General features: G+C 51.3%; 19 protein-coding genes. 14 read left to right on the top strand and 5 right to left on the bottom strand.

What is annotated here, in order from left to right; all coding sequences use genetic code 11:
• Positions 1 to 12 precede the first annotated feature (12 nt).
• The 8 genes from H70357_RS02735 to galU all read left to right on the top strand — a co-directional run bounded on the left by H70357_RS02735 (position 13) and on the right by galU (position 8,554).
• Positions 13 to 1,119, top strand: coding sequence for a GerAB/ArcD/ProY family transporter (locus H70357_RS02735; RefSeq protein ID WP_038585495.1), 1,107 nt, complete (start codon positions 13 to 15; stop codon positions 1,117 to 1,119).
• A gap of 85 nt (positions 1,120 to 1,204) precedes the next feature.
• Positions 1,205 to 1,837 carry a DJ-1/PfpI family protein gene (locus H70357_RS02740; protein WP_197073648.1) on the top strand — a complete coding sequence of 211 codons (633 nt, stop codon included), beginning with the start codon at positions 1,205 to 1,207 and terminating at the stop codon, positions 1,835 to 1,837.
• Between the two features lie 37 nt (positions 1,838 to 1,874).
• Positions 1,875 to 2,507, top strand: coding sequence for an alpha/beta hydrolase (locus H70357_RS02745; protein ID WP_038585498.1), 633 nt, complete (start codon positions 1,875 to 1,877; stop codon positions 2,505 to 2,507).
• A gap of 94 nt (positions 2,508 to 2,601) precedes the next feature.
• Positions 2,602 to 3,414 carry a phosphotransferase family protein gene (locus H70357_RS02750; protein WP_038585501.1) on the top strand — a complete coding sequence of 271 codons (813 nt, stop codon included), beginning with the start codon at positions 2,602 to 2,604 and terminating at the stop codon, positions 3,412 to 3,414.
• Between the two features lie 24 nt (positions 3,415 to 3,438).
• A complete protein-coding gene (locus H70357_RS02755; RefSeq protein ID WP_038585504.1) occupies positions 3,439 to 3,984 on the top strand; it encodes a DUF1697 domain-containing protein in 546 nt (181 codons plus the stop codon).
• A 364-nt stretch (positions 3,985 to 4,348) separates the two neighbouring features.
• A complete protein-coding gene (locus H70357_RS02760; RefSeq protein WP_038585507.1) occupies positions 4,349 to 6,535 on the top strand; it encodes a glycosyltransferase family 39 protein in 2,187 nt (728 codons plus the stop codon).
• An 81-nt stretch (positions 6,536 to 6,616) separates the two neighbouring features.
• Positions 6,617 to 7,600, top strand: a complete 984-nt coding sequence (locus H70357_RS02765) for a glycosyltransferase family 2 protein (RefSeq protein WP_038585510.1) — start codon at positions 6,617 to 6,619, stop codon at positions 7,598 to 7,600.
• Between the two features lie 18 nt (positions 7,601 to 7,618).
• Positions 7,619 to 8,554: a UTP--glucose-1-phosphate uridylyltransferase GalU gene (gene galU, locus H70357_RS02770; RefSeq protein ID WP_038585513.1), complete on the top strand. Its 936-nt coding sequence runs from the start codon at positions 7,619 to 7,621 to the stop codon at positions 8,552 to 8,554.
• Positions 8,555 to 9,210: 656 nt separating this feature from the next.
• Here the strand turns inward: galU and H70357_RS02775 are convergent.
• From H70357_RS02775 to H70357_RS02785, 3 genes are all read right to left on the bottom strand, one after another.
• Positions 9,211 to 9,777, bottom strand: a complete 567-nt coding sequence (locus H70357_RS02775) for an FAD-dependent oxidoreductase (RefSeq protein WP_038585516.1) — start codon at positions 9,775 to 9,777, stop codon at positions 9,211 to 9,213.
• Positions 9,778 to 9,984: 207 nt separating this feature from the next.
• The gene (locus H70357_RS02780; RefSeq protein WP_052091778.1) at positions 9,985 to 11,619 is read right to left on the bottom strand and encodes a sensor histidine kinase; all 1,635 of its coding nucleotides are present in this window, start codon (positions 11,617 to 11,619) and stop codon (positions 9,985 to 9,987) included.
• Positions 11,616 to 12,302 (bottom strand): response regulator transcription factor, encoded by a 687-nt coding sequence (locus H70357_RS02785; RefSeq protein ID WP_038585519.1) that lies wholly within the window; start codon positions 12,300 to 12,302, stop codon positions 11,616 to 11,618. The genes H70357_RS02780 and H70357_RS02785 overlap by 4 nt, the downstream gene beginning before the upstream one ends.
• Before the next feature lie 478 nt (positions 12,303 to 12,780).
• Here H70357_RS02785 and H70357_RS02790 point away from each other — a divergent pair, with 478 nt between their 5' ends.
• From H70357_RS02790 to H70357_RS02800, 3 genes are all read left to right on the top strand, one after another.
• Complete coding sequence (locus H70357_RS02790) at positions 12,781 to 13,944, top strand: glucose-1-phosphate adenylyltransferase (RefSeq protein WP_038585522.1); 1,164 nt, start codon at positions 12,781 to 12,783, stop codon at positions 13,942 to 13,944.
• A 23-nt stretch (positions 13,945 to 13,967) separates the two neighbouring features.
• Positions 13,968 to 15,071: a glucose-1-phosphate adenylyltransferase subunit GlgD gene (gene glgD / locus H70357_RS02795; protein ID WP_038585525.1), complete on the top strand. Its 1,104-nt coding sequence runs from the start codon at positions 13,968 to 13,970 to the stop codon at positions 15,069 to 15,071.
• A 101-nt stretch (positions 15,072 to 15,172) separates the two neighbouring features.
• Positions 15,173 to 17,605, top strand: coding sequence for a glycogen/starch/alpha-glucan phosphorylase (locus tag H70357_RS02800; RefSeq protein WP_038585528.1), 2,433 nt, complete (start codon positions 15,173 to 15,175; stop codon positions 17,603 to 17,605).
• 102 nt (positions 17,606 to 17,707) lie between these two features.
• On the opposite strand, the gene H70357_RS02805 is transcribed toward H70357_RS02800, so the two are convergent.
• Complete coding sequence (locus H70357_RS02805) at positions 17,708 to 18,187, bottom strand: GAF domain-containing protein (protein ID WP_038585532.1); 480 nt, start codon at positions 18,185 to 18,187, stop codon at positions 17,708 to 17,710.
• Between the two features lie 237 nt (positions 18,188 to 18,424).
• Here H70357_RS02805 and H70357_RS02810 point away from each other — a divergent pair, with 237 nt between their 5' ends.
• The 3 genes from H70357_RS02810 to H70357_RS02820 all read left to right on the top strand — a co-directional run bounded on the left by H70357_RS02810 (position 18,425) and on the right by H70357_RS02820 (position 21,060).
• Complete coding sequence (locus tag H70357_RS02810) at positions 18,425 to 18,724, top strand: hypothetical protein (protein WP_038585534.1); 300 nt, start codon at positions 18,425 to 18,427, stop codon at positions 18,722 to 18,724.
• Between the two features lie 274 nt (positions 18,725 to 18,998).
• Positions 18,999 to 19,526: a GNAT family N-acetyltransferase gene (locus H70357_RS02815; RefSeq protein WP_197073649.1), complete on the top strand. Its 528-nt coding sequence runs from the start codon at positions 18,999 to 19,001 to the stop codon at positions 19,524 to 19,526.
• A 25-nt stretch (positions 19,527 to 19,551) separates the two neighbouring features.
• Positions 19,552 to 21,060 (top strand): MDR family MFS transporter, encoded by a 1,509-nt coding sequence (locus H70357_RS02820; protein ID WP_038585536.1) that lies wholly within the window; start codon positions 19,552 to 19,554, stop codon positions 21,058 to 21,060.
• 146 nt (positions 21,061 to 21,206) lie between these two features.
• Here the strand turns inward: H70357_RS02820 and H70357_RS02825 are convergent, their stop codons facing one another.
• The gene (locus tag H70357_RS02825; RefSeq protein ID WP_038585538.1) at positions 21,207 to 21,674 is read right to left on the bottom strand and encodes a MarR family winged helix-turn-helix transcriptional regulator; all 468 of its coding nucleotides are present in this window, start codon (positions 21,672 to 21,674) and stop codon (positions 21,207 to 21,209) included.

The raw sequence follows: 21,674 nt of genomic DNA on the forward strand, positions 1-21,674 counted from the left end.
GGAGGGGAAGACATGAGCAAAGAAATCGTACCGGCGGGACAGTCGATTAGCATAGCGATCCTGTTTATTATCGGCAGTTCACTGTTCATGGGAGTCTCGGGGCAATCCGGCAACAGCAGCTGGATCGGGCTGATTTTTGCCATTGTGCTCGCGGTTCCGCTCATGCTCCTCTACGCGAGGCTCCATGCGCTGTTTCCGGGCAAGGATCTGTATGATATGCTGCATGCGGTGTTCGGCCCTATTCTCGGGAGGCTGTTCTCCTGCCTGTATATCTGGTATTCATTGCATCTGGGATCGCTTGTGCTGCGGAATTTCGGGGAATTCAGCAAGACGGTAGCCTTAACCGCGACACCGATGTTTGCACCGATGCTGATCATCGGCCTCCTCTGCATTTGGGTAGTGAACGCGGGACTTGAGGTGCTTGGGAGAAGCGCCAAATTTCTGCTGCTGTTTACAATATTGGCGACTGCCTTAGCACAGCTGCTTTCCATTCCCAAGTATGAGTTCCATTATTTGAAACCGCTGCTGGAAAGCGGCTGGGGACCTGTCTTTACGGATGCAATAGGCTCCTTTACCTTTCCGTTTGGCGAAATTGTTGTTTTTCTCGGCGCGTTTAGTGTGCTCCCGAAGAAAGGTTCAGCGTTTCGGGTGCTGCTCAGCAGCCTGCTGATTGCAGGAATCATTATGATCTTCGTTACCTTGCGGAATTTGCTGGTGCTGGGTCCTGAAATTTTATCCAGCCTGTATTTTCCCTCCTATGTCGCGGTGAGCAGAATTAATGTGGGGGATTTTCTCACCAGAATCGAAGGTTCCTCCTCCATTACTTTTGTAACCGCGCTGTTTATTAAAACGAGTTTATGTCTGTATGTAACCAGTAATGGAGTAGCTAAAGTGTTCAAGCTGAAGAGCTACCGTTCCGTTGTGATGCAGATGGGCCTGATCATGGTCTACATGTCTGTCTTTATCTACAAGGATATTCTTCAAATGCAATACTTTGCCTATCATATCTACAAAATTTATGCCCTGCCGTTTCAGGTGGCCATTCCGCTGCTCTTATGGATTGTTGCCGAGTTTATGTCCAGAAAAGCGAGCCGCAGGCAGACAGCCCCGCAGCCGTAGTGCCGGATCTGAGAAGCTTAAACTCCACCACCTCCCGGGCCAGGCTTTTTTTTGTGATTTCCCAGCTGCAGGGAAGATAGCTATAATGATAGTCATAGAGAATAGGATGTTTGAGACTGTAAAGGTGGAAGGGGCTGTTGGCTTAACGATGAATACATATGTACTTGTATATAACAGCTTTGTTCAGTTTGAGGTAGTTTTGGCTGCTTATTTTATGAAGACACAGAGCGAGGTCCACACCTTGGGGCTGAACAGTATGCCCGTTATTTCCTGTGAGGGCTTCTCGATTAACCCGTCAGCGGTACTCGGGAATATAGATGTGAACGCTATAGATCTGCTGGTTATCCCTGGGGGTGAAGTGGAAGAGCTTGCTGCGAATGAGGGGCTGCTTGCCTTGATCCGCAGCATGAACGCTTCAGGTAAACCGGTCGCGGGCATTTGCGGCGGGGTTACGGTGCTGAAAGCTGCCGGGGTTCTGGAAGGCAGATCCTATGTGGACAACCAGGAGGGCAGGGAAGCTGCGGAGAGTTCCAAAGGATTGCCGGACGCGGGAGCATCAGACGAGGTCAATGTAATCAGGGACGGAAATATTCTTACGGCTAAGCCCAACGGGTATGTTGATTTTGCGCTTGAACTCGGCAGGATGATGGACATTTATCAGGACGAGGCTGATCTGCAGGAAACGATTGATTTCTTTAAATATTTCAAATCCGTTTAGAACGGCTGATGACGGATAACGGGAAGGAGAAGGCATTATGAGTGTATCACGTATCGTTATGTCCTCACATTGGGGCAGGGAAGTCAGACATAAATATGTGGCCCAAGGCGAAGCGAAAGCACTGGCTGTCGTCTTTCCGGGGAAGGATTATTCCGTGGAGCGCTCGCTGCTCGATTATGCGGCCAAGGTGGCCCGGGAACATGGCTGTGATCTGCTGCTGCTGGAGTACGGCTATCAGAGTGCACGGGCGGACTTTAAGCGCGAAGACATGGATATCGTTATAGAGGAATGCAAGGCGGCGATTGCTGCGCTTCCTGCACTTCCCGAATATGAACAGCTGCTGTTCATCAGTAAAAGCATGGGTACGATCATAGCCGGAAGAGTGGCGGCTGAAATGGGTGTTCAGCAGAAAACCTCCCATCTTTATTTGACACCGCTTGTAGACTCCATCCCCTGGATAAAGCAGAGCCGGGGCAGCATGATCTACGGCGGCAGCGATCCGCTGTTCAATGAACAGCATTCCGCCGAGATCACCGGACTGCAGAATATCAGGGTATACAGGATCGACGATGCCAATCATGCGCTGGAGGTAGGCAGCGTCAATGAGTCGCTGGCGGTGCTTCTGGTGATTATTAATTTCTATCATGAGTTTTTCCGCGATACATTGTAGCATTGAATAGCCATCTAATCTATCTCAAGGAGTGTATCAAATGATGCTGGATTTGAACGTATCTATTTGGAATAAACGGGAGGCGTAACATAAGATGCAGGGGAAGCTGGTTGGAAAAGGGCGAACGGCAGAGGTGTGGGAGCATGGCGAAGGAAGAATCATTAAACTCTACAACGGGGACATCCCGGAGCCGTATGTGGAACGGGAATATCTGGTCAGTAAATATGTATTTGAACAGGGTCTGTGCACTCCTGAGCCGCTGGAGCTTGTCGGGATTGACGGACGTAAAGGAATCGTATTTCAGCAAATTCAGGGCCGCTCCCTGCTGAGGATGATCAGCGGACAGCCCTGGCAGCTTGGCAAATATGCCAAACAGATGGCTAGACTGCATAATAACCTGCATCAGTTGGAGGGAACAGAAGACTTTGGCCGGCAAAAGGCGGAGCTGAGAAAAAGCATTATTGCAGCACCCATGCTCAGCATGGAGGAGAAGTCGGCGGTGCTGGACCACCTGGAAGGACTTCCGGAGGGGAATAAGCTGTGCCATGGAGACTTTCACCCCGACAATGTGCTTTTAAATGAACAAGCCTGGATCATCGACTGGATGACCGGTATCATGGGGAATCCTGCCGGTGATGCGGCGCGTTCGGTGCTTCTCTTCAGTATGGGCGCCATGCCTCCGGGAGCCTCTAAGTTGGCGGAATTCGTTATAGGTTTTATGAGACAAAGGCTTACCAAAGGATATATCCGGGAATACCTCGCATTGTCGGGGCAATCCTATGCCGCAATAGACAGTTGGATTCTACCCGTAGCGGCGGCGCGCCTTGTTGAGGGTGTTCCTGTGGAGGAGAAGGAGCAGCTTGTCCGGGAAATCCGTAAACGTCTGAGCAAGAGTTCGGCCATTTGAATTACCTATGGGAAGAGGTGTGTTATGACTACATATATTGCGCTGCTGCGCGGCATTAATGTCGGCGGCAACAAAATCATTAAAATGCAGGATTTGAAAAGCATGTTCCAGGCACTGCACTTTGAGCATGTCCGCACCTATATCCAGAGCGGCAATGTTGTATTTGAAAGCACGGAGGGTTCAGGCCACCAGCTTGCTGCAGTGATCGGAGAGCAGATCCGGGAGACCTTTGGTTTTGACGTATCCGTAATTATCCGCAGTCTGGAAGAGCTGGAAGCAGCGATTGCGGGCAACCCTTTTCAGCTTACGGAAGCTGACGAGTTCAAGCGGCTGTATGTCTCCTTTCTGGCTGATGAACCTACGGCAGAGGCACTGGAGAAGCTGCGTCCCTACGAGGATGGAGCGGATAAGGTGCGGGTAATAGGCAAGGAGATGTACACGCTGTATGAGGTGAGTGTAAGCCAATCGCCGCTGTTTAAGGTTCAGCTGGACAAGCTTCTCGGGACGCCTATTACCGCCCGCAATTGGAATACGGTAAACAAGCTGGCTGCATTAGGACGTTCGGTTTAGAATACAAATCACGTAATTATGGTTTTGCGGTTTATGCAATCTGCTGCATTTATGTACATAGCAGTCTTTAAACGAAGCCCTGGATTCCGGGGCTTTTTTTTGATGTCTTGATAGGTTTCCCCTCTGAATCTTCCTTGTATTACTCGCAGAAAAGAATCCTTCGGCGCGATACTAAGTACCGCCAGCACCCGGAAGCCTGCGTTATTTGGAAGGCTATGCCGCTCTCCTAGCTTTCAGCAAACATTCAGCCACATTTCATTATGAGTTAAGGTACGGATGCAATAATACAGCTAATCAAAGATTGGGCCGGGGGGCAGAGCACTGCCGGAATGATTGAGTTATAGAGGAATGGGAGTGGAGAGAGATGAGACTGCTTAAGAAGCTGGGTTCAGATGTTGTGCTGCTGTGGATCTTGCTGCTTGCAGCGTTTCTGTACGGCTATGGAATCTGGAATGATCAATATGTAAATACGTACTATACCACTGCGGTGGGCAGCATGATGCAGAGCTTTCACAATTTCTTCTTCGCATCGCTTGACTCTGCAGGTTCAGTAACGGTGGATAAGCCGCCGGTTACATTCTGGATTCAGACGGTCAGCGCCCTGATCTTCGGGCTGCATGGCTGGAGCGTCATCCTGCCTCAGGCACTTGGCGGGGTAGGATCAGTGCTTCTCGTATACCTGATGGTCAAGCCAACCTTCGGCAGAACCGCGGCGCGGTTAGCGGCACTGGCCATGGCTTCCACACCGGTAGCCGCTGCTGTCAGCCGGACGAACAATATTGATGCCATGCTGGTGTTCACGCTGCTGCTGGCAGCATGGTTTCTGTTCAAAGGAACAAAGACGAATAGAATCGGCAGTCTTCTCGCTGCATTTGGGCTAATCGGAGTTGCCTTCAATGAGAAGATGCTGCAGGCATATATGGTTTTACCGGCATTTTATCTCTTTTATATTCTAGCCGGCAAAGTGAACTGGAAGAAAAAAACCGGGGTGTTGGCAGCCTGCACCGCAGTACTGCTGGCGGTTTCGCTCTCCTGGGCCGTCATTGTCGATTCCATTCCAGCGAGCAAACGTCCCTATATGGGCAGCAGCGGCACCAACTCTGTATTAAATCTGGCCTTTGGATATAACGGGGTATCCCGTTTAACTGGTGACCGCAGTACTGGCGGCGGGGGTAGCGGTGGAATGCCAGCCAATGGCGGCGGAATGTTCGGCAGTGGCGGTGAGATGCCGGCAATGAACGGTGAGATGCCGGCGATGAACGGTGGGATGCCGGCGTTAAATGGCGAGATGCCGGGGATGAATGGAGCTGATGGCGAACGAAGTGACGGCCGGGGAACACCTCCGGGCCAAACCGACGGCTCTGCCACCGGAGGCCAATCCTCCGAGGATGGCGGAATGCCGGGGCAGGCACCGGGAGGTCGAACGGATGATGGAGGACGGCAGTTCGGCGGCGACGGGAGCCAAGGCAATCGCGGCGGCATGAACGGCGGGGGTGGCGGAATGTTCAATACGGGGACAGCCGGTCCCCTGCGGCTGTTCCAATCTGCTCTGTCCGGTCAAGCCAGCTGGCTGCTGCCATTCGTATTGTTCGGGTGCATCGGTATCTTTACCAGCCTGCGCAGAACAAACTTTACGCAGAAGCATAAGGAAGCACTGTTCTGGCTGGCTTGGCTGGTGCCGGTCATGGGATTCTTCAGCATCGCCGGATTCTTCCATCAATATTACCTGATTATGATGGCACCGCCGATTGCAGCGCTGGCTGGAGCAGGCTGGTCCCAGCTCTGGAGCTATTATAAGGAACGTTCAACCTGGCTTTCCTGGCTGCTGCCGCCGGCAGTTCTCACAACAGCAGCTTTTGAATGGTACATTATTCATCCTTATGACGATACCATCGGCAAGGGTTGGGCGATAGGGGTTCTGGCAGCAGGAATGATTGCCGCCCTTCTGCTCTTGATTCTTCGAATAGTTAAAGATAACAAAAAGCCATTTGCACAAGCTGCAGCCATCGCCGGACTGCTTGTACTGTTGATCGGACCGCTCTACTGGGCATTTACACCGGTCACCTATGGCTTGAACAGCATGACCCCGGCAGCAGGACCTGACAGCAGCGAAAGCCGCGGAGGCGGAGGCATGGGCCCAGATGGAGCTGGAGCTGGAGGCGGAGGCGGCAGAAACAGTACCTCCGGTGTGAACGAGACTCTGCTGGCCTACCTGAAGGAGCATAATACCGGCGAGAAGTATCTGTTCGCCGCTATGGATTACGGAACGGCAGGCCCTTACATTATCGACGAAGGTGAATCGGTTGTGATCCTGAATGGGTTCAACAGTTCCGATGTGCCTTATACGACCGACACTCTGAAGGCGCTGGTAGAGAGCGGCAAAGTGAAATACTTCCTTGTTACCAGCGGCGGTATGGGCGGCGGACGCGGCGGCAATTCCGAAATCACGAGCTGGATTACCGAGAATGGTACAGAGGTGCCTTCAGCCGATTGGCAAGGTACAGTGACAGACAGCAATGGCGGAACCTTGTACGAGATTACCCTGGACTAATTCTGTTGCCGGATATACATGAAGCGCACCGCATTACTTGTCCGGCGCGCTTCATCACTACAATTTGAGGAGGAGCTGCTCATGGGCTACAACGTGCGCTATTCCATAATTATACCGATGTTTAATGAAGAGGCAGTGATTCAGGAGACATACCGCCGGATCAAAAAAGTGATGGGAACGACAGGTGAGCCGTATGAACTGCTCTTCGTCAATGACGGCAGTACTGACAACTGTGCGCAAATGATTGAAGAATACAGCTACTGGGATGAAAGTGTGAAGCTGATCGACCTTTCGCGGAATTTCGGGCATCAGATCGCGATAACCGCGGGTATGGATTATGCACTGGGCGATGCGGTGGTCATTATCGACGCCGATTTGCAGGACCCGCCGGAGCTGATTCTGGACATGATTACAGAGTGGAAGCAAGGTTATGAGGTTGTATACGCCAAGCGGATCAAACGCCGCGGCGAGTCCTTGTTCAAAAAGTGGACGGCAAGCGCCTTTTACAGAGTGCTGCGCTACTCAACGGACATCTCGATCCCGGTGGATACCGGAGATTTCCGGCTCATTGACCGCAAGGTCTGCGATGAGCTGAAACGTCTGCCGGAGAAAAACCGTTTTGTACGCGGCCTCGTCAGTTGGGTGGGCTTTCGTCAAAAGGCGATCGAATATGAACGCGATGAACGGCTCGCGGGAGAAACCAAATATCCCCTCAAGCGGATGCTCAAGCTGTCTCTGGACGGCATCACATCCTTTTCCTACAAACCGCTGAAGCTGGCGGGATACTTGGGAGCGTTGCTGTCCGCATCCGGGTTTCTCTACCTTATGTATGTGCTGTACCTGGTGCTCTTTACGGACGAGGCCGTTAAGGGCTGGGCGTCGATGATCGGCATTACCTTGACCTTCAACGGATTCGTGCTTATTATGCTGGGCATTCTCGGTGAATATGTCGGCCGGATTTATGATGAGTCCAAGGGCCGTCCACTCTATATCGTCCAGGAGTTCTATGGCGGCAAAAAGCAGCAGGATGTGCGGGAGCGCAGAATGGCTCCACTTAACAAATAACGAAGGGAGCGATCCAACGTGAAAATCAGAAAAGCTGTGATTCCCGCCGCCGGTCTGGGCACGCGCTTCCTGCCGGCTACCAAGGCCCAGCCGAAGGAAATGCTGCCCATTGTGGATAAGCCGGCGATTCAATACATCGTAGAGGAAGCGGTCCGCTCCGGTATTGAGAGTATTATTATCGTAACCGGCCGCAACAAAAAATCGATCGAGGATCATTTTGACAAATCGGTGGAGCTGGAGCAGACCTTGCTGGAGAAAGGAAAACTGGACCTGCTCTGCGAGGTGCAGGGAATCAGCGAGCTGGCAAGCATTCATTACATCCGGCAAAAAGAACCGCTGGGGCTGGGTCATGCCATTCATTGTGCAGAGCAATTTATCGGAGAAGAGCCGTTCGCGGTGCTGCTCGGTGATGACATTATGGTGTCCGAGCCCCCGGCGCTCTCGCAGATGATGAGGCTGTATGAGCAGGCGGAGAAGACGATTGTCGGTGTTCAAAGGGTGCCAAGGCAGGAAGTCAGTAAATACGGGATCATTGCTTCAGGAGGTTCCATAGACGGTGTACATGCCGTAAGCGGACTGGTGGAGAAGCCTGTGCCGCAGGCTGCGCCTTCGGAATATGCGATTATGGGCCGGTACATTTTGCAGCCTTCGATCTTTTCGGTGCTGGCTAGACTTGAGCGCGGAGCTGGCGGTGAATATCAACTGACGGATGCTTTGCATGAAGTGTGCCGGAATGAAGGGCTGCTGGCCCTGGATCTGCAGGGCAAACGTTATGATATTGGCGACAAGTTCGGGTACATTCAGGCCACGCTGGAAATAGGGCTGCAGAGGGAAGCGTTGCGGCCGCAGCTCCTGCCGTATTTACGCAAGCTGCTCGGCAGCCTGGAGGGCAGAGAGGAAGCTCAGGCTGTATTGGGGAGTACGGCAGCAGGCAGAAGCAGCCGCATCCTTTGATGCTGAAGCCGGGGCAAACATCAGGCAGACCCAGTGTAAACTTAATAGGCTGTTCCGGATAATGATTGGCGTACAGCCATCATAATTTGGAGCAGCCTTTTGTGCAGGCCCGCAAATCGAAACTGTACATGTTACAAATTTAGAGTTTTCACGTGTGCCCTTTGCTGCTAAAGAAAAGTGGAGTTGTTCCCCCTGTTATCACGCCGCAGTGCAGTGAACGGGGAGGTGATCCGCATGAAGATTATTATTTGAACGCTTGAGTGAACGTAGTTGTATTTACTACAGCTATTGGGTGCGTTAAGGGCCGATTCTAGAGTATAAGTGTATTGGGTACAATTAAAAATAGTGAACCGTGGCGGTTCAGTGGAATTTCGTGAAAATAAATGTACGGAGTACAACTACCTCTTCGTAGGCCGCTAAACGTGGGGGAATAGCTGTACAAACTGCAATTATCGGACAAGTGGAAACGGCTTTGCCGTCCTTTTTTAAGGACGGTACCGTTTCAGCGAGAAATAGAAGGATAAGTTATCGTGTGAAACATATAAATTCTTATATTTTGAAAAAGGCCAACCGCAATCGCGGCTGGCCTCAATCCAGCTACGAGAGGGACTCTTGAAGCGAAGTATCCGCCCGGAGTCCCTCTCGTATGAATATAATTATGCCTTCAGCAGATCGTGATCGACATATCTTGCACCGTTCAATTCGCTGATGACATTAATGGCGACCTTCGCGCCGTCACCTGCGGTAATAATAGCGTGCACGCTTACTCCGGCAACGGTTCCGGCGGCCCAGATGCCTTCGACATTTGTTTTGCCTTCGGCGTTGACGGCTACCACGGTCTTGATTCTTGGCTCCATGCCATCCTTGGTTTCCACACCGGCTTTAGCAGCCAAATCGGTCAGGACGCCTGTAGCCAGAATCACATGTTTCGCTTCATAAGTGGCACCGCTCTCGCTTTCAATGACAAAACCTTCACTGCCGGCGGTAAGACCGACAGCTTGATCAGCCACTAATTCCGCCCCGAATTTGACGGCTTGCTTGTGTCCGGTTTCCACGAGGTCGGGACCGCCGATTTCGGAGATTCCATAAAAATTCTCATACCACCCTCTGCGGGTCATTCCTTTGTCATTGTCAATCAGCAGCGTTTTTTTGCCCGCTTTGGCGGCGAAGAGGGCTGCACTGGCACCGGCTGGCCCGGCTCCGATCACGGCGATTTCGTACATGAATTCGACCTCCTAAAAGTTTTGTGAGCCTAACATCCTTGAATCGACTTCGTACAAAACTTACTTCGAAAGCATAAGCTTAAGTTTTGTGAGCCTAGCATCCTTGAATCGACTTCGTACAAAACTCACTTCGAAAGCATAGGCTTAAGTTTTGTGAGCCTAGCATCCTTTTCACACACTATTATAACGTTAATTACACTACATAAGCTAATCCAGCAAGCATGGAAGAGAGACTTTAAAGACAGTGCCTCCACCGAGAGTACTCTTCACGCTGATGTTCCCGTTATGTGCATCCACAATAGACTTTGTAATGGACAATCCAAGGCCAGAACCGCCGTATTTGCGCGTGCGCGAGGAATCGCTGCGGTAGAAGCGGTCGAACACATGGGGAAGATGATCAGCAGAGATGCCGGAGCCGTTGTCCCTGACAGTCAGCGTTGCTTCGGTGTCCCGGGCGTGCAGGGAGATATGGATCGTCCCCTGTTCGGCATCCGTATGCTGCACGGCATTGTGGAACAAGTTGAGAATGACCTGTTTCATTTTGTCGGGATCATACATGCCGCGGATGCCGTAAGAAATATCGAAGTTGATCTTGCGGTTCGCGGCCAGCACCAGAAGCTGCGGCTGCATTTCATCGATGACTTCACCCAGCAGCAGGTTCTTGACCCTTAGCTGAGGCGCGCCGTCCATACGGGCCAGCAGGAGCAAGTCTTCGACCAGCTTATTAATCCGTTTGGATTCACCGTGCATGCTGTTCAGTGCGCCGTAAAGCTGGTCTTTATTATCCGCAGCTCCCCGCAGCAGCACCTCCAGGAAGCCGTGAATCGAAGTGAGGGGAGTCCGCAGCTCATGGGAAGCATCGGCGGCGAAACGGCGCATCTGTTCCTTGGCTTCACGTTCATTATGGAACGAAATTTCCAGACGCTCCAGCATCCCGTTGAAGGACTGGGACAGCTTGTCGATTTCTGTCTGTCCCTGGTTGACGGGGAAGCGTACGTCTAAATTGCCTGCGTCGATGATTTGCGCGGCTTCGCCCATATTGGATAAGGGAACCAGTGTTTTGCGCAGTGCAGGCAAATACAGGAACAGCCCGGCCAGCAAAGCAATTACCGCCAAGCCGGCGAAGATCATCAGCTGCTGCATGATTACATCTCTCAGCGGGCCGGTGGCTACGCTCATTTGCAGCAGCATTTTGGGTGCACCCGGCTTGCGCAGATTCATGAACACGGCCAGGTGTTCACTGCCATCCTCAGCGGTTATCAGCCGGTATTCACCCGTTTGCTTGTCCGTAGTATGTTTGAGCAGCTCATCATACTCTTTGTTCGTCATTCTTGGAGCGGCAGAATCGGAAAGCGTATCCTCCTGGAAATCCTTGAAGGTGCCGTCCGGGCTGTAAATGGCGATAGTTGTATGGGCATCCAGCAGGAGAGGACGCCTGTCACCGCCCATCCGCTGCCCGTACGGGCTGGTGTTCTGGTTCTCCCCGGGTGCTGCGTTACCGCCGCTCGTGGCGGGGCTGGCACCAGGCAGTTCCGGCTTAACCATCCCTGGTGTGCCTGTTGTCCAAGAAGGGTCTGAAGCGCCTGAAATACTCAGGTCAGCCGGAGTACTGTTCCCGGAATTGAGAAACGTAAAATAGAACTCACGCGGCACGGACCGCAGCTGCGTTTCCATGGATTCCGCCCGGTTGGTGTAGATGAAGTTCCGCATCAGCACATACTGCAGCACACCGATCAGCAGCAGCAGCACGGACAAAATGATGAGCGAGATGGCCAGCAGCTGCTTGCGCAGGGAACGCGGAGACGGGAGCCTGCTGATGAAGCCCGAGAGGCGGGCAATCATACCAGGTCCACGCGGTATCCTGCGCCGCGCAGCGTGCGGATAATCTTATGCTCTTTATCGCCAAGCTTCTCGCGGAGAGAACGGATATAGACCTCCACGATATTTTCCTCTCCGCCAAAATCATATCCCCATACCTTGTCCAGAATCATCGGCTTGCTCAGTACCAGGCCATGATTGATGACCAGGTATTGCAGCAGCTCATATTCGGTAGGGGAAAGCTCCAGAACCTCTTCCTTGTGGCGGATTTCCTTGCGGCGGCCGTCAATCCGGAAGGGGCCGCAGCGCACTTCCCCAAGCAATCCCGGGAACTGATTGCGCAGCCGGGCCTGGATCCGGGCCAGCAGCTCATCGAAGCTGAACGGCTTGACCATATAGTCGTCAGCCCCGATGGACAGGCCCTTGACCCGGTCGTCCACTTCGTCTTTTGCAGTCAGCATGATGACCGCAATCTCCGCTTCTTCTGAACGCAGGTAACGGCAGACCTCAAAGCCGTCCATGCCCGGCATCATCACATCCAGAATGGCCACATGCGGTCTGAAATCGGCAGCAATTGCGATCGCGCTGACACCGTCAGGTGCAGTCATTACTTCAAATCCTTCGTTCATCAGACCCAGTTCCAGAAACTGCAGGATATGAGGCTCGTCATCTACGAGCAGTAGTCGCACGCCTTGGGCAGCTTTCATGAGTAGTACCTCCGTTTACAGTAAAAGATAGTTCATTATGACACATTACGTTGAACGTTTGCTGAAAGAAGCGCCTGCTTAAGTTCAATATCAGATTAGAATTTTAGTTCATGGTTAATCATTCTGGTTAATCTAATTATATGAAATATAAATGTTATTAATAAGGAATGTAATTACAATTTAAGGTTTTTGGAATTCAATAAAGGGTTTTGACGGCGACTCTAGAACACTTTACAATAAGGATACAAACCCGGTTTTTGGAGAGCTTTTCTCATGAATCCGGCAACTTGTCCCGATATCAGGTGTCCCCCCGTTTGTTAACCTTATCCAAATTTCCTATCAAGCACATTTCTTTCATTTTACTTCTTGCTGGTTCACTTCTTTTTGAATTCTATCTTGGGTCTATTTCGCACCACCAAACTTCATTCAACCTTATTTATTACATGCTTTACTACCCATATGTCAAGGAGGCTCTTCCATGAAGAAAAAAGAAATGGTAGCCATGCTATTGGCGGGAGGCCAAGGGAAAAGGTTGAAGGGATTGACCAAAACGCTTGCCAAGCCCGCTGTTTATTTTGGGGGAACTTACAGAATCATCGACTTCCCCTTAAGCAATTGCTCCAATTCAGGTATTGATACAGTTGGTGTGCTCACTCAATATGAGCCGCTTGTACTGCATTCATACATTGGGGTAGGAAGTGACTGGGATTTGAACCGTAAGGATGGCGGTGTATTTGTATTGCCGCCGCATGAACGGGAGAATGGAAGCAGCTGGTACCGGGGAACGGCTGATGCAATTTACCGCAATCTGAAATTTGTTGATCAATTTGATCCGGAGCATGTGCTTATACTTTCCGGCGACCATATTTACAAAATGGATTACAATGCTATGCTGCAATACCACAAATCTAGAAACGCCGACTGCACCATCTCGGTCATTGATGTTCCGCTTGAGGAGGCCAGCCGCTTTGGCATTCTTAACACAGATGAAGATCTGAAGATTTATGAGTTTGACGAGAAGCCGGTGAAGCCGAAGAGCACGCTGGCGTCGATGGGCGTTTATATTTTTAAATGGGAGGTCCTCCGCAAGCATCTGCTGGAAGACGGGGAGAATGCAGACTCCTCCCATGATTTCGGCAAAGATATTATTCCTCTGATGCTGGAGGACGACAAATCCCTTTTTGCCTATCCATTTGAAGGCTACTGGAGAGATGTAGGTACAGTGGCCAGCCTGTGGGAGGCCAATATGGATTTGTTAAGCGATCATCCGCCGCTGAATCTGAATGATCCCAATTGGCGCATTTTCACCCGCAATCCGAATCAGCCGGCACAATATGTAGCTCCTGGAGCGAAGGTATCGAGCTGCATTATTAATGAGGGCTGCATCGTGTACGGAGAGGTGAAGCATTCGGTGCTCTTTTACGGTGTGGAAGTGGGAGAAGGCAGCGTCATTACCGACTCCGTCATTATGCCCAAGGTCAAGATCGGCAAGAATGTACGGATCCATAAGGCTATCATCAGCGAAAATACGGTAATCGAGGATTATATGGAGATCGGAGTCGATCGGGAGAATGAGGACGAAATCCTGCTGATCGATAATCGGAGCAAGAAACGTAAATCAGTTGCAGCCAAAACCATATAACCATTAGAGGACGGTGAACCGGGATGAAAAAGCTTATGGGTGTAATCAATCTTGATCATGAACTGGATAAATTAAATGAGTTGACCTATTTCCGCTGCGGTGCTGCCGTGCCTTTTGCCAGCCGCTACCGGCTGATCGATTTCGTTCTTTCCAATATGATGCGGGCAGAGCTGGAAAGCGTTGGACTGTTTGTCCGCCGTAAATACCGTTCGCTGATGGACCATCTCGGCGACGGCAAGTCCTGGGATATGAACCGCAAGCACGGAGGACTGTTTATTCTGCCGCCCGACTGGAATGATCCGACAGACACCTCGCTTGGGGATTTGCAGCATTATCATAACAATCTGGATTTCTTCAAACGGGCCTCGGCCAAATATATTGTGTTCTCCGGCAGTCAGCATATCAACACTGTGGATTTCCAGGAGGTATTCCAATACCATCTGGAGAAGGGCGCGGATGTAACACTTGTCTACAAAACGATAGACCAGCTGCAGCCTGAGCATGATCCCTGCCTGCGTGTTGAGGTAGACGAAGAGAATGCGGTTACGAATATTCATCATGAGAAGGACCATCACAATGTGTATCTGGATATCTTTATCATGGAGAAAAAAATGTTCCTGGAGCAGGTAGAACATTGCATCGCCCATGGCGAGAGTTTCTTCTTCCGCGATGTGATCCAGAAGAACCGGCACAAATTCAAAATTGCCGCCTACGAGTACAAAGGTTATCATGCAGTGATCAATTCGCTGGAAAGCTATTACAAAAATAGTCTGGAGCTGCTCCGCCAGGACAATTATTTCAGCCTGTTCAAGGAGAATCCGGTGCAGACCAAGATTAAATATGAAGCGCCAACCCGTTATCTGGACAGCGCAGAGGTCAGCAACTCCCTGGTGGCCAACGGCTGTATCATTGCCGGAACCGTGGAGAACAGCGTGATCTTCCGGGGTGTGCAGATCAAAGAAGGCGCCCGAATCATCAATTCTGTCATCATGCAGAAATGTGTAATTGAAGAAAATGCCGTAATTGAAAATGTCATTATGGATAAAGATGTACACTTAAGCAGAGACCGGATTCTGGTCGGAGATAACAAACGTCCATTTGTTATCGCCAAGAGCAGCAAAATTTAACCTCAGGATCAGTTGAACCGGGCAACACCCCGTTCAGCTGATCCTGAGTTTTCATAAATATGCATTCACAAAAATAAGGATCTGTCAGGAGGAACCCGCTGTTGTTCAACGATAAAGAAACCTTTAAACAAGCGTTCCGCGAGGCACTCATCAGGAAATTGGGCAAGCCGCTTGAAGAAGCTTCGAATGCTGATGTGTATAACATCATCGGCAATATGATCCGTGAGAATGCAGGCAAAAACTGGGCAGATACCAACCAGAAGTATAAGGTTGATAAGGAAAAGCAGGTCTACTATTTTTCCATGGAATTTCTGATTGGCAGGCTTCTGGGCAATAATCTGCTCAACATGGGCGTGCTGGAGGTAGTACGCGAAGGACTTGCAGAACTGGGCTTTTGTCTTCAGGATATTGAAGAGGAAGAAGCAGATGCAGGCCTAGGTAACGGAGGTCTGGGGCGTTTGGCCGCCTGCTTCATGGATTCGCTGGCCTCCCTGCAGTATGCAGGGCATGGCTGCGGCATCCGTTATAAATACGGCCTGTTTGAGCAAAAGATTGTTGACGGATATCAGGTGGAGCTGCCCGATTATTGGCTGCAGAACGATAATGTGTGGGAATTGCGCCGGGAAGACAAGCAGGTGGAAGTGCGGTTCTGGGGACATGTGGAGACCCGTGAGGAGAACGGTGAACTGGCCTTCGAGCATAAGGATTATGAAGCGGTGCGGGCGGTTCCTTATGATATTCCGATTATTGGCGCGGACCGCAAGCATGTGAATACACTGCGGAACTGGAGTGCCGAATCGATCAATCCGTCTTCGAGAATAACCGGCTCCCTGGCTGGAACGGATTATCACAAGTTTCTGGAATACAAACGTTCGGTGGAATCGATTTCGGAATTCCTGTACCCGGATGATTCACAGTATGAAGGCAAGCTGCTCCGTTTGAAGCAGCAGTATTTCTTGTGCAGCGCAGGTCTGCAGAGCATTCTGCGGACGTACAGCAAGACGGGCCTGCCGATTGAACTGCTCCCAGACAAAGTGGCTCTGCACATCAATGATACGCATCCAACGCTGGTTATCCCTGAGCTGATGCGGATTCTGATGGATGAACACGGCATCAGCTGGAATCAGGCCTGGAGCATGACGACACGGATGGTGTCTTATACCAACCATACCATTCTCAGCGAGGCGCTGGAGAAATGGCCGATGGGGATGGTCCGGGAGCTGCTGCCGCGTATTTTCCTCATTATTGAGGAAATCAATGCCCGGTTCTGCGGCGAGCTGATGAGCAAATATCCCGGCGATCAGGACCGGATCAATCAGATGGCAATTATTCATGATGATCAGGTGCGGATGGCCCATCTGGCAATAGTAGCCAGCCATAGCGTGAATGGAGTGGCTGCGCTGCATACGGAGATTTTGCAGAAACGCGAGATGCGGCTGTTCAATGAGATGTATCCGCACCGTTTCAATAACAAGACGAACGGCATCACGCACCGCCGCTGGCTGCTGCATGCCAATCCCGAGCTGGCCGGACTGATCAATGATTCCATTGGCACACGCTGGATTCACCATCCGCAGGAGATGATCGGGCTAATTAAATATTGTGAGGATGCTTCATTCCAGGAGCAGGTGGCCGGCATCAAACGCCGCAACAAGCAGCGCCTGGCGGAATACATCGGCAAGAAGCATGGAGTGCAGGTAGACCCGGATTCCATCTTCGATGTACAGGTCAAACGGCTGCATGCCTACAAACGCCAGCTGCTGAACATTCTGCATATTATGCATATGTACAATCAGCTTAAAGACAATCCATCTATGGACATGGTGCCGCGCACCTTTATATTCGGGGCCAAGGCCGCACCCAGCTATCATTTGGCCAAACGGATTATTAAACTGATTAATACTGTGGCTGATGTCGTCAACAAGGACCCGGATATCAAAGGCAAGATCCGCATTTTTTTCCTGGAGAATTATTCGGTCTCTTTGGCGGAGAAGATTATTCCCGCTGCTGATGTAAGCGAACAAATCTCTACAGCAAGCAAGGAGGCTTCCGGCACCGGCAACATGAAGTTTATGATGAACGGTGCGCTGACCATCGGCACGATGGACGGGGCCAACGTGGAAATGCACGAAATGCTGGGTGACAACAACATGTTCCTGTTCGGACTGCGGGCAGAGCAGGTGCTGGATTACTACCAGTATGGGGGCTATCATTCCCGTGATATCTATAATGGCGATGGACGAGTCAAGGAAGTGCTGGATCAGCTCATCACACCGGGGCCAATCTGCTGCCATACCCAGGAGTTCGATTCGCTCTATCAGTCACTGCTCGACAATAATGATGAATTTTTTGTGCTTAAGGATTTTGCCGGCTATGTGGAGACCCATGTCAAAATCGATCTCGCCTACCGCAACCAGAAGGAATGGCTGAAAAAGTCGATTATCAACATCGGCCACTCCGGCAAATTTTCCAGTGACAACACGATCAGCCGCTACGCCTCCGAAATCTGGAATATTAGTCCGGTCCGGCAGTAATCGGGTATTGTCCTCAGCATAAGAATGATCAACAGCAAGAAGGCCGTCACAAATGCAGAAATTCCTGCGAATGTGGCGGCCTTTTACATGCAGCCGGGAAAATTAGATTACGTCCGAAACCATAGCCGCGAACCGCTCCAGGAAGCGGCGTTCCTCATCATCGAAGCGGTGCTTGAGCGGGCTGTCGATATCCAGCACACCCAGCAGCCGGCCCTCCTTAATCAGCGGCACGACAATTTCGCTGTTCGAAGCGGCATCACAGGCAATATGTCCCGGGAAGGCATGAACATCATCCACGACGAGCGTCCGGCGTTCGCTTGCGGCCGTTCCGCAAACTCCGCGGCCCAGTGGGATACGGATACAGGCAGGCAGTCCCTGAAAGGGTCCAAGCACAAGCTCCTTGCCGTCAAATAAATAGAAACCGGCCCAATTGGTATCCGGTAGAGAGAACTTAAGCAGTGCCGAGGCATTCGCCAGATTGGCAACGGCATTTGGCTCCCCTTCCATCAGCGCTCCCAGCTGGGATAGAACCGCTTCAAAGCGCTCGCTGCGCGTTCCGTCGTAGGGCATAGCCTGAAACATGAAGCATCACCTTCCTGTACCTTGAGTCAGTATGAATCCATAACTGTAACTAACAACATAGTACAGCAACGTTCAATACGTCAAGCATTACCGGATTTATGCAGATTGCAGAGCTCACACCCTTACCGTAACAGTCCCCCGTGTTTCCACAAGCCATCACTAGGGTAATGCTTTTATAAGAATAAGCAGTGATTGAATTTACTAAAACTGGAGGCTTTTGGCCGGAAGGAGTGGAATATGCGCGCCGATGTACAGAACTTGTTCGTAGGGATCCATATGCTTTATTTTGCACATGAGAGGGACCTTACAGTATCAGAAATGCAGCCTGAACTCGAGAATTTGGGATACCGGGTGGCGGAACGTGAAGTGAAGCAGGAACTGGAACGGCTCTCCCAGGAGAACTTCCTGACTGCCCATGGCGAGGGATTCAGCATTACCGGGACGGGGATTGAAGAATTCAAGGCGATTCAGGAGAAGCTTCAGGTTCTCTGCACCGAGGTGCTTAAGCCGGTCAAGGCAGCAGGGGCCTCAGGTTAATCCTGAAGATTATGCCGATTTCCACTATACAACAGCATGAGCGAACCTTATGCACAAAAACAAACGTCTGCATCAGGGTGGGACCAAGCCGCCCCGATAAAGGCGTTTTTCAAACGATTTCTCACTGAAACGGTACCGTCCCGCTTAAGGACAGTGCCGTTTCTATGTGTGTGAAATTTATGTTTCTATTCAGGACATCCTTACATATGTTGTATACTTATAAGGTTGGAAGGGGACGAGAGCGTTGTACGTGTGCAATGGGATGGTACCGGCTTTGAGCGGAGAAAGAGTGGAACTGCGTGTCATGACCGAAGATCATGCCGCCGCATTATATGACCTCTGGTGTCATCCTGAGGTGGCGCCCTGGCTGGACATGCCCCCTCTGTCTTCGGCTGCTGATGCAGAGCATTTGATTGGATTACTGCGGCAAATGGCGCGGGAAGAAGAGAGTCTGCGCTGGAGCATCATAGGACCGGAGGGGGACGTAATCGGCAGCTGCGGCTATAACTACTGGCAGCTGCCGGGAGCGTACCGGGGGGAAATCGGCTGTGAGCTGTCACCGTCCCATTGGGGGCAGGGATATATGCAGGAAGCGCTGGAGCTTGTACTGGATTTCGGCTTCGGCACCATGGGGCTGAACCGGATTGAAGTATTATGCCATCCGGACAATGTCCGGGCGCAAAGGCTGTTTTCAGCACTGGGCTTCCGTAAGGAAGGACTGTTGCGGGAATACCGTCATACGTCCTCTGGCTTTCAGGACGTTATTCTGTATGCGCTGCTGCGCAGTGAGGCTAGACGCTAATATATAGAGAGAGGATTTGGATTCATTGAAGTCTCCAGGAGAAACAGAACGCAAGCTCATTTTGATAGGGGTGCTGCTGGCTACATTTTTGGCAGCAATTGAAGGAACAGTAACCGGGCCTGCCGGACCGGCGATTGTTGGAGATTTCCAGGGGATGCAGTGGCTGAGCTGGATATTTACCGCCTATCTGCTGGCCATGGCGGTCACGACCCCGATATTTGGCAAGCTGAGCGATCTGATTGGCCGCAAGCCTGTGTTCATCGGTGGAGCTGTGGTGTTCTTGCTCGGCTCGCTGCTGTGCGGCATATCGCAGAGCATGGAACAGCTTATTATATTCCGCGGCATCCAAGGAATCGGAGCGGGAGCACTGATTCCGATGACCTTTACGATAATCGGTGACATCTACAGCATTAAAGAACGGGCAAAGACACAAGGGCTGCTTAGTTCGGTATGGGGGATCTCCTCTCTGGTTGGACCGCTGCTCGGCGGCTATGTTGTAGATTACTTAAGCTGGCGCTGGGTGTTTGTGTTTAATCTGCCTTTTGGCCTGTTATCGATTATATTTATTTCCCGCTATCTGAAGGAAGAACGGGTAAGACGCAAGACGAAGATTGATGTAGCCGGTGTGCTGCTGTTTGCGGCAGGGATGGGCGCTCTGCTCTTCGGACTGACGACAGGAGGGCAGAATCTGCCCTGGACATCTCCGCTGCTGCTGGCGATATTGGGGGCGGCAATTCTGCTGCTGGTAGTATTTCTGTTTGTGGAGCACCGTGCTCCTGAACCGATGCTGCCGCTCACGCTGTTCTCCGTTCGTAATATTGCTGTATCCACCGGGGCCAATCTGCTGGTCAGTACCTTGATCATTGGCTTGTCCACCTATGTACCGCTGTGGGTACAAGGAGTGTTCGGAAAAAGTGCAGCCCTCTCAGGCCTGCTGCTCGCGCCGATGTCTGTAGGCTGGATGTTGGGCTCCATTGCCGGAGGACGGATGATCCTGCGCTCCGGCTCCCGCCGGACGGGCATGCTTGGACTGTTGCTGATTTCCATAGGGGCCATCGGCCTTGCGTTTATGAACGGGGATTCATCACAGTTGCTGCTTTTATGTCTTATGCTCTTCTGCGGAGTCGGGTTTGGCTATGCCTCTACCGTCTTTACCATTATCGCCCAGTCCTCTGTGGAGCATGAGCAGCGCGGGGCCTCAACGGCACTCAATACGTTCACCCGTTCACTCGGGCAGACGGTTGGGGTAGCAATTTTCGGTTCCTGGCTCAACCTTACAGTTGACAGACGGCTGGCGGAACAGCCCGGCAGTGCAGTTACAGGGGATGACATCAATACACTGCTTAATCCGCATGGCGGCAGCACACTGACCGGGGAGGCCTGGAGCAGTCTGCATGGTGCGCTGGAAGGCGGCCTGCATTCACTTTTTATAGTGATGGCGGTATTCGCAGTCTTGTCCCTGATTATTTCTTCGGGTCTGCGGAGTGGTGTTCCTTCCATTGCAGAGGAGAATCCGGCGCTTAAGAAGGCTTAGTGAATAACACTTGTATCAGAACCCTTCTATTGCTGCAAGAAACAAGAGACGGCTGAGGCATCCTTAACAGGACGGCTCAGCCGTTTCTACTTGATCTAGAGTTATTCTAAAAAGTGAATATATTCACAATCTTGTTGACCCGGACCCTATTTGCGTGGGAGCGGGGAGAGTTTCTCAGCCTGGAGACCCATCTTCTTCAAAAGAGTAATCATCTGTTCCTTCTCTTCATCACTCAGGCCACTGAAAGCGAGGTGCAGGCGCTCCGAATACTTCGGATACATTTCGTTCATCAGATGTTCGCCTTCTGAAGTCAGCTCGGCGAAAATAACCCGGCGGTCGTTTGCGCAAGGCTTGCGCTGCAGGTAGCCGCGTTCCTCGAGCTTGTCGATCACGTAAGTAACATTACCGCTCTGCAAGAGCAGTTTGGCGCCGATCTGCTGAATGGGTTGCGGTCCCTTATAGTAGAGGACCTCCATAACAGCAAAAGCTGTGGGATTGAAACCTTCAATCTTGCTTCCGGTAACGGCATGCTCGTTGATGCTCTTGAAAGACTTGGCAAAAACCCGGTACAAATGCAATGTCAGTTGAGTATCGCGTTCATAGGATTGTATCAT

It is taken from the genome of Paenibacillus sp. FSL H7-0357, assembly GCF_000758525.1.
GTDB lineage: Bacteria > Bacillota > Bacilli > Paenibacillales > Paenibacillaceae > Paenibacillus_AQ.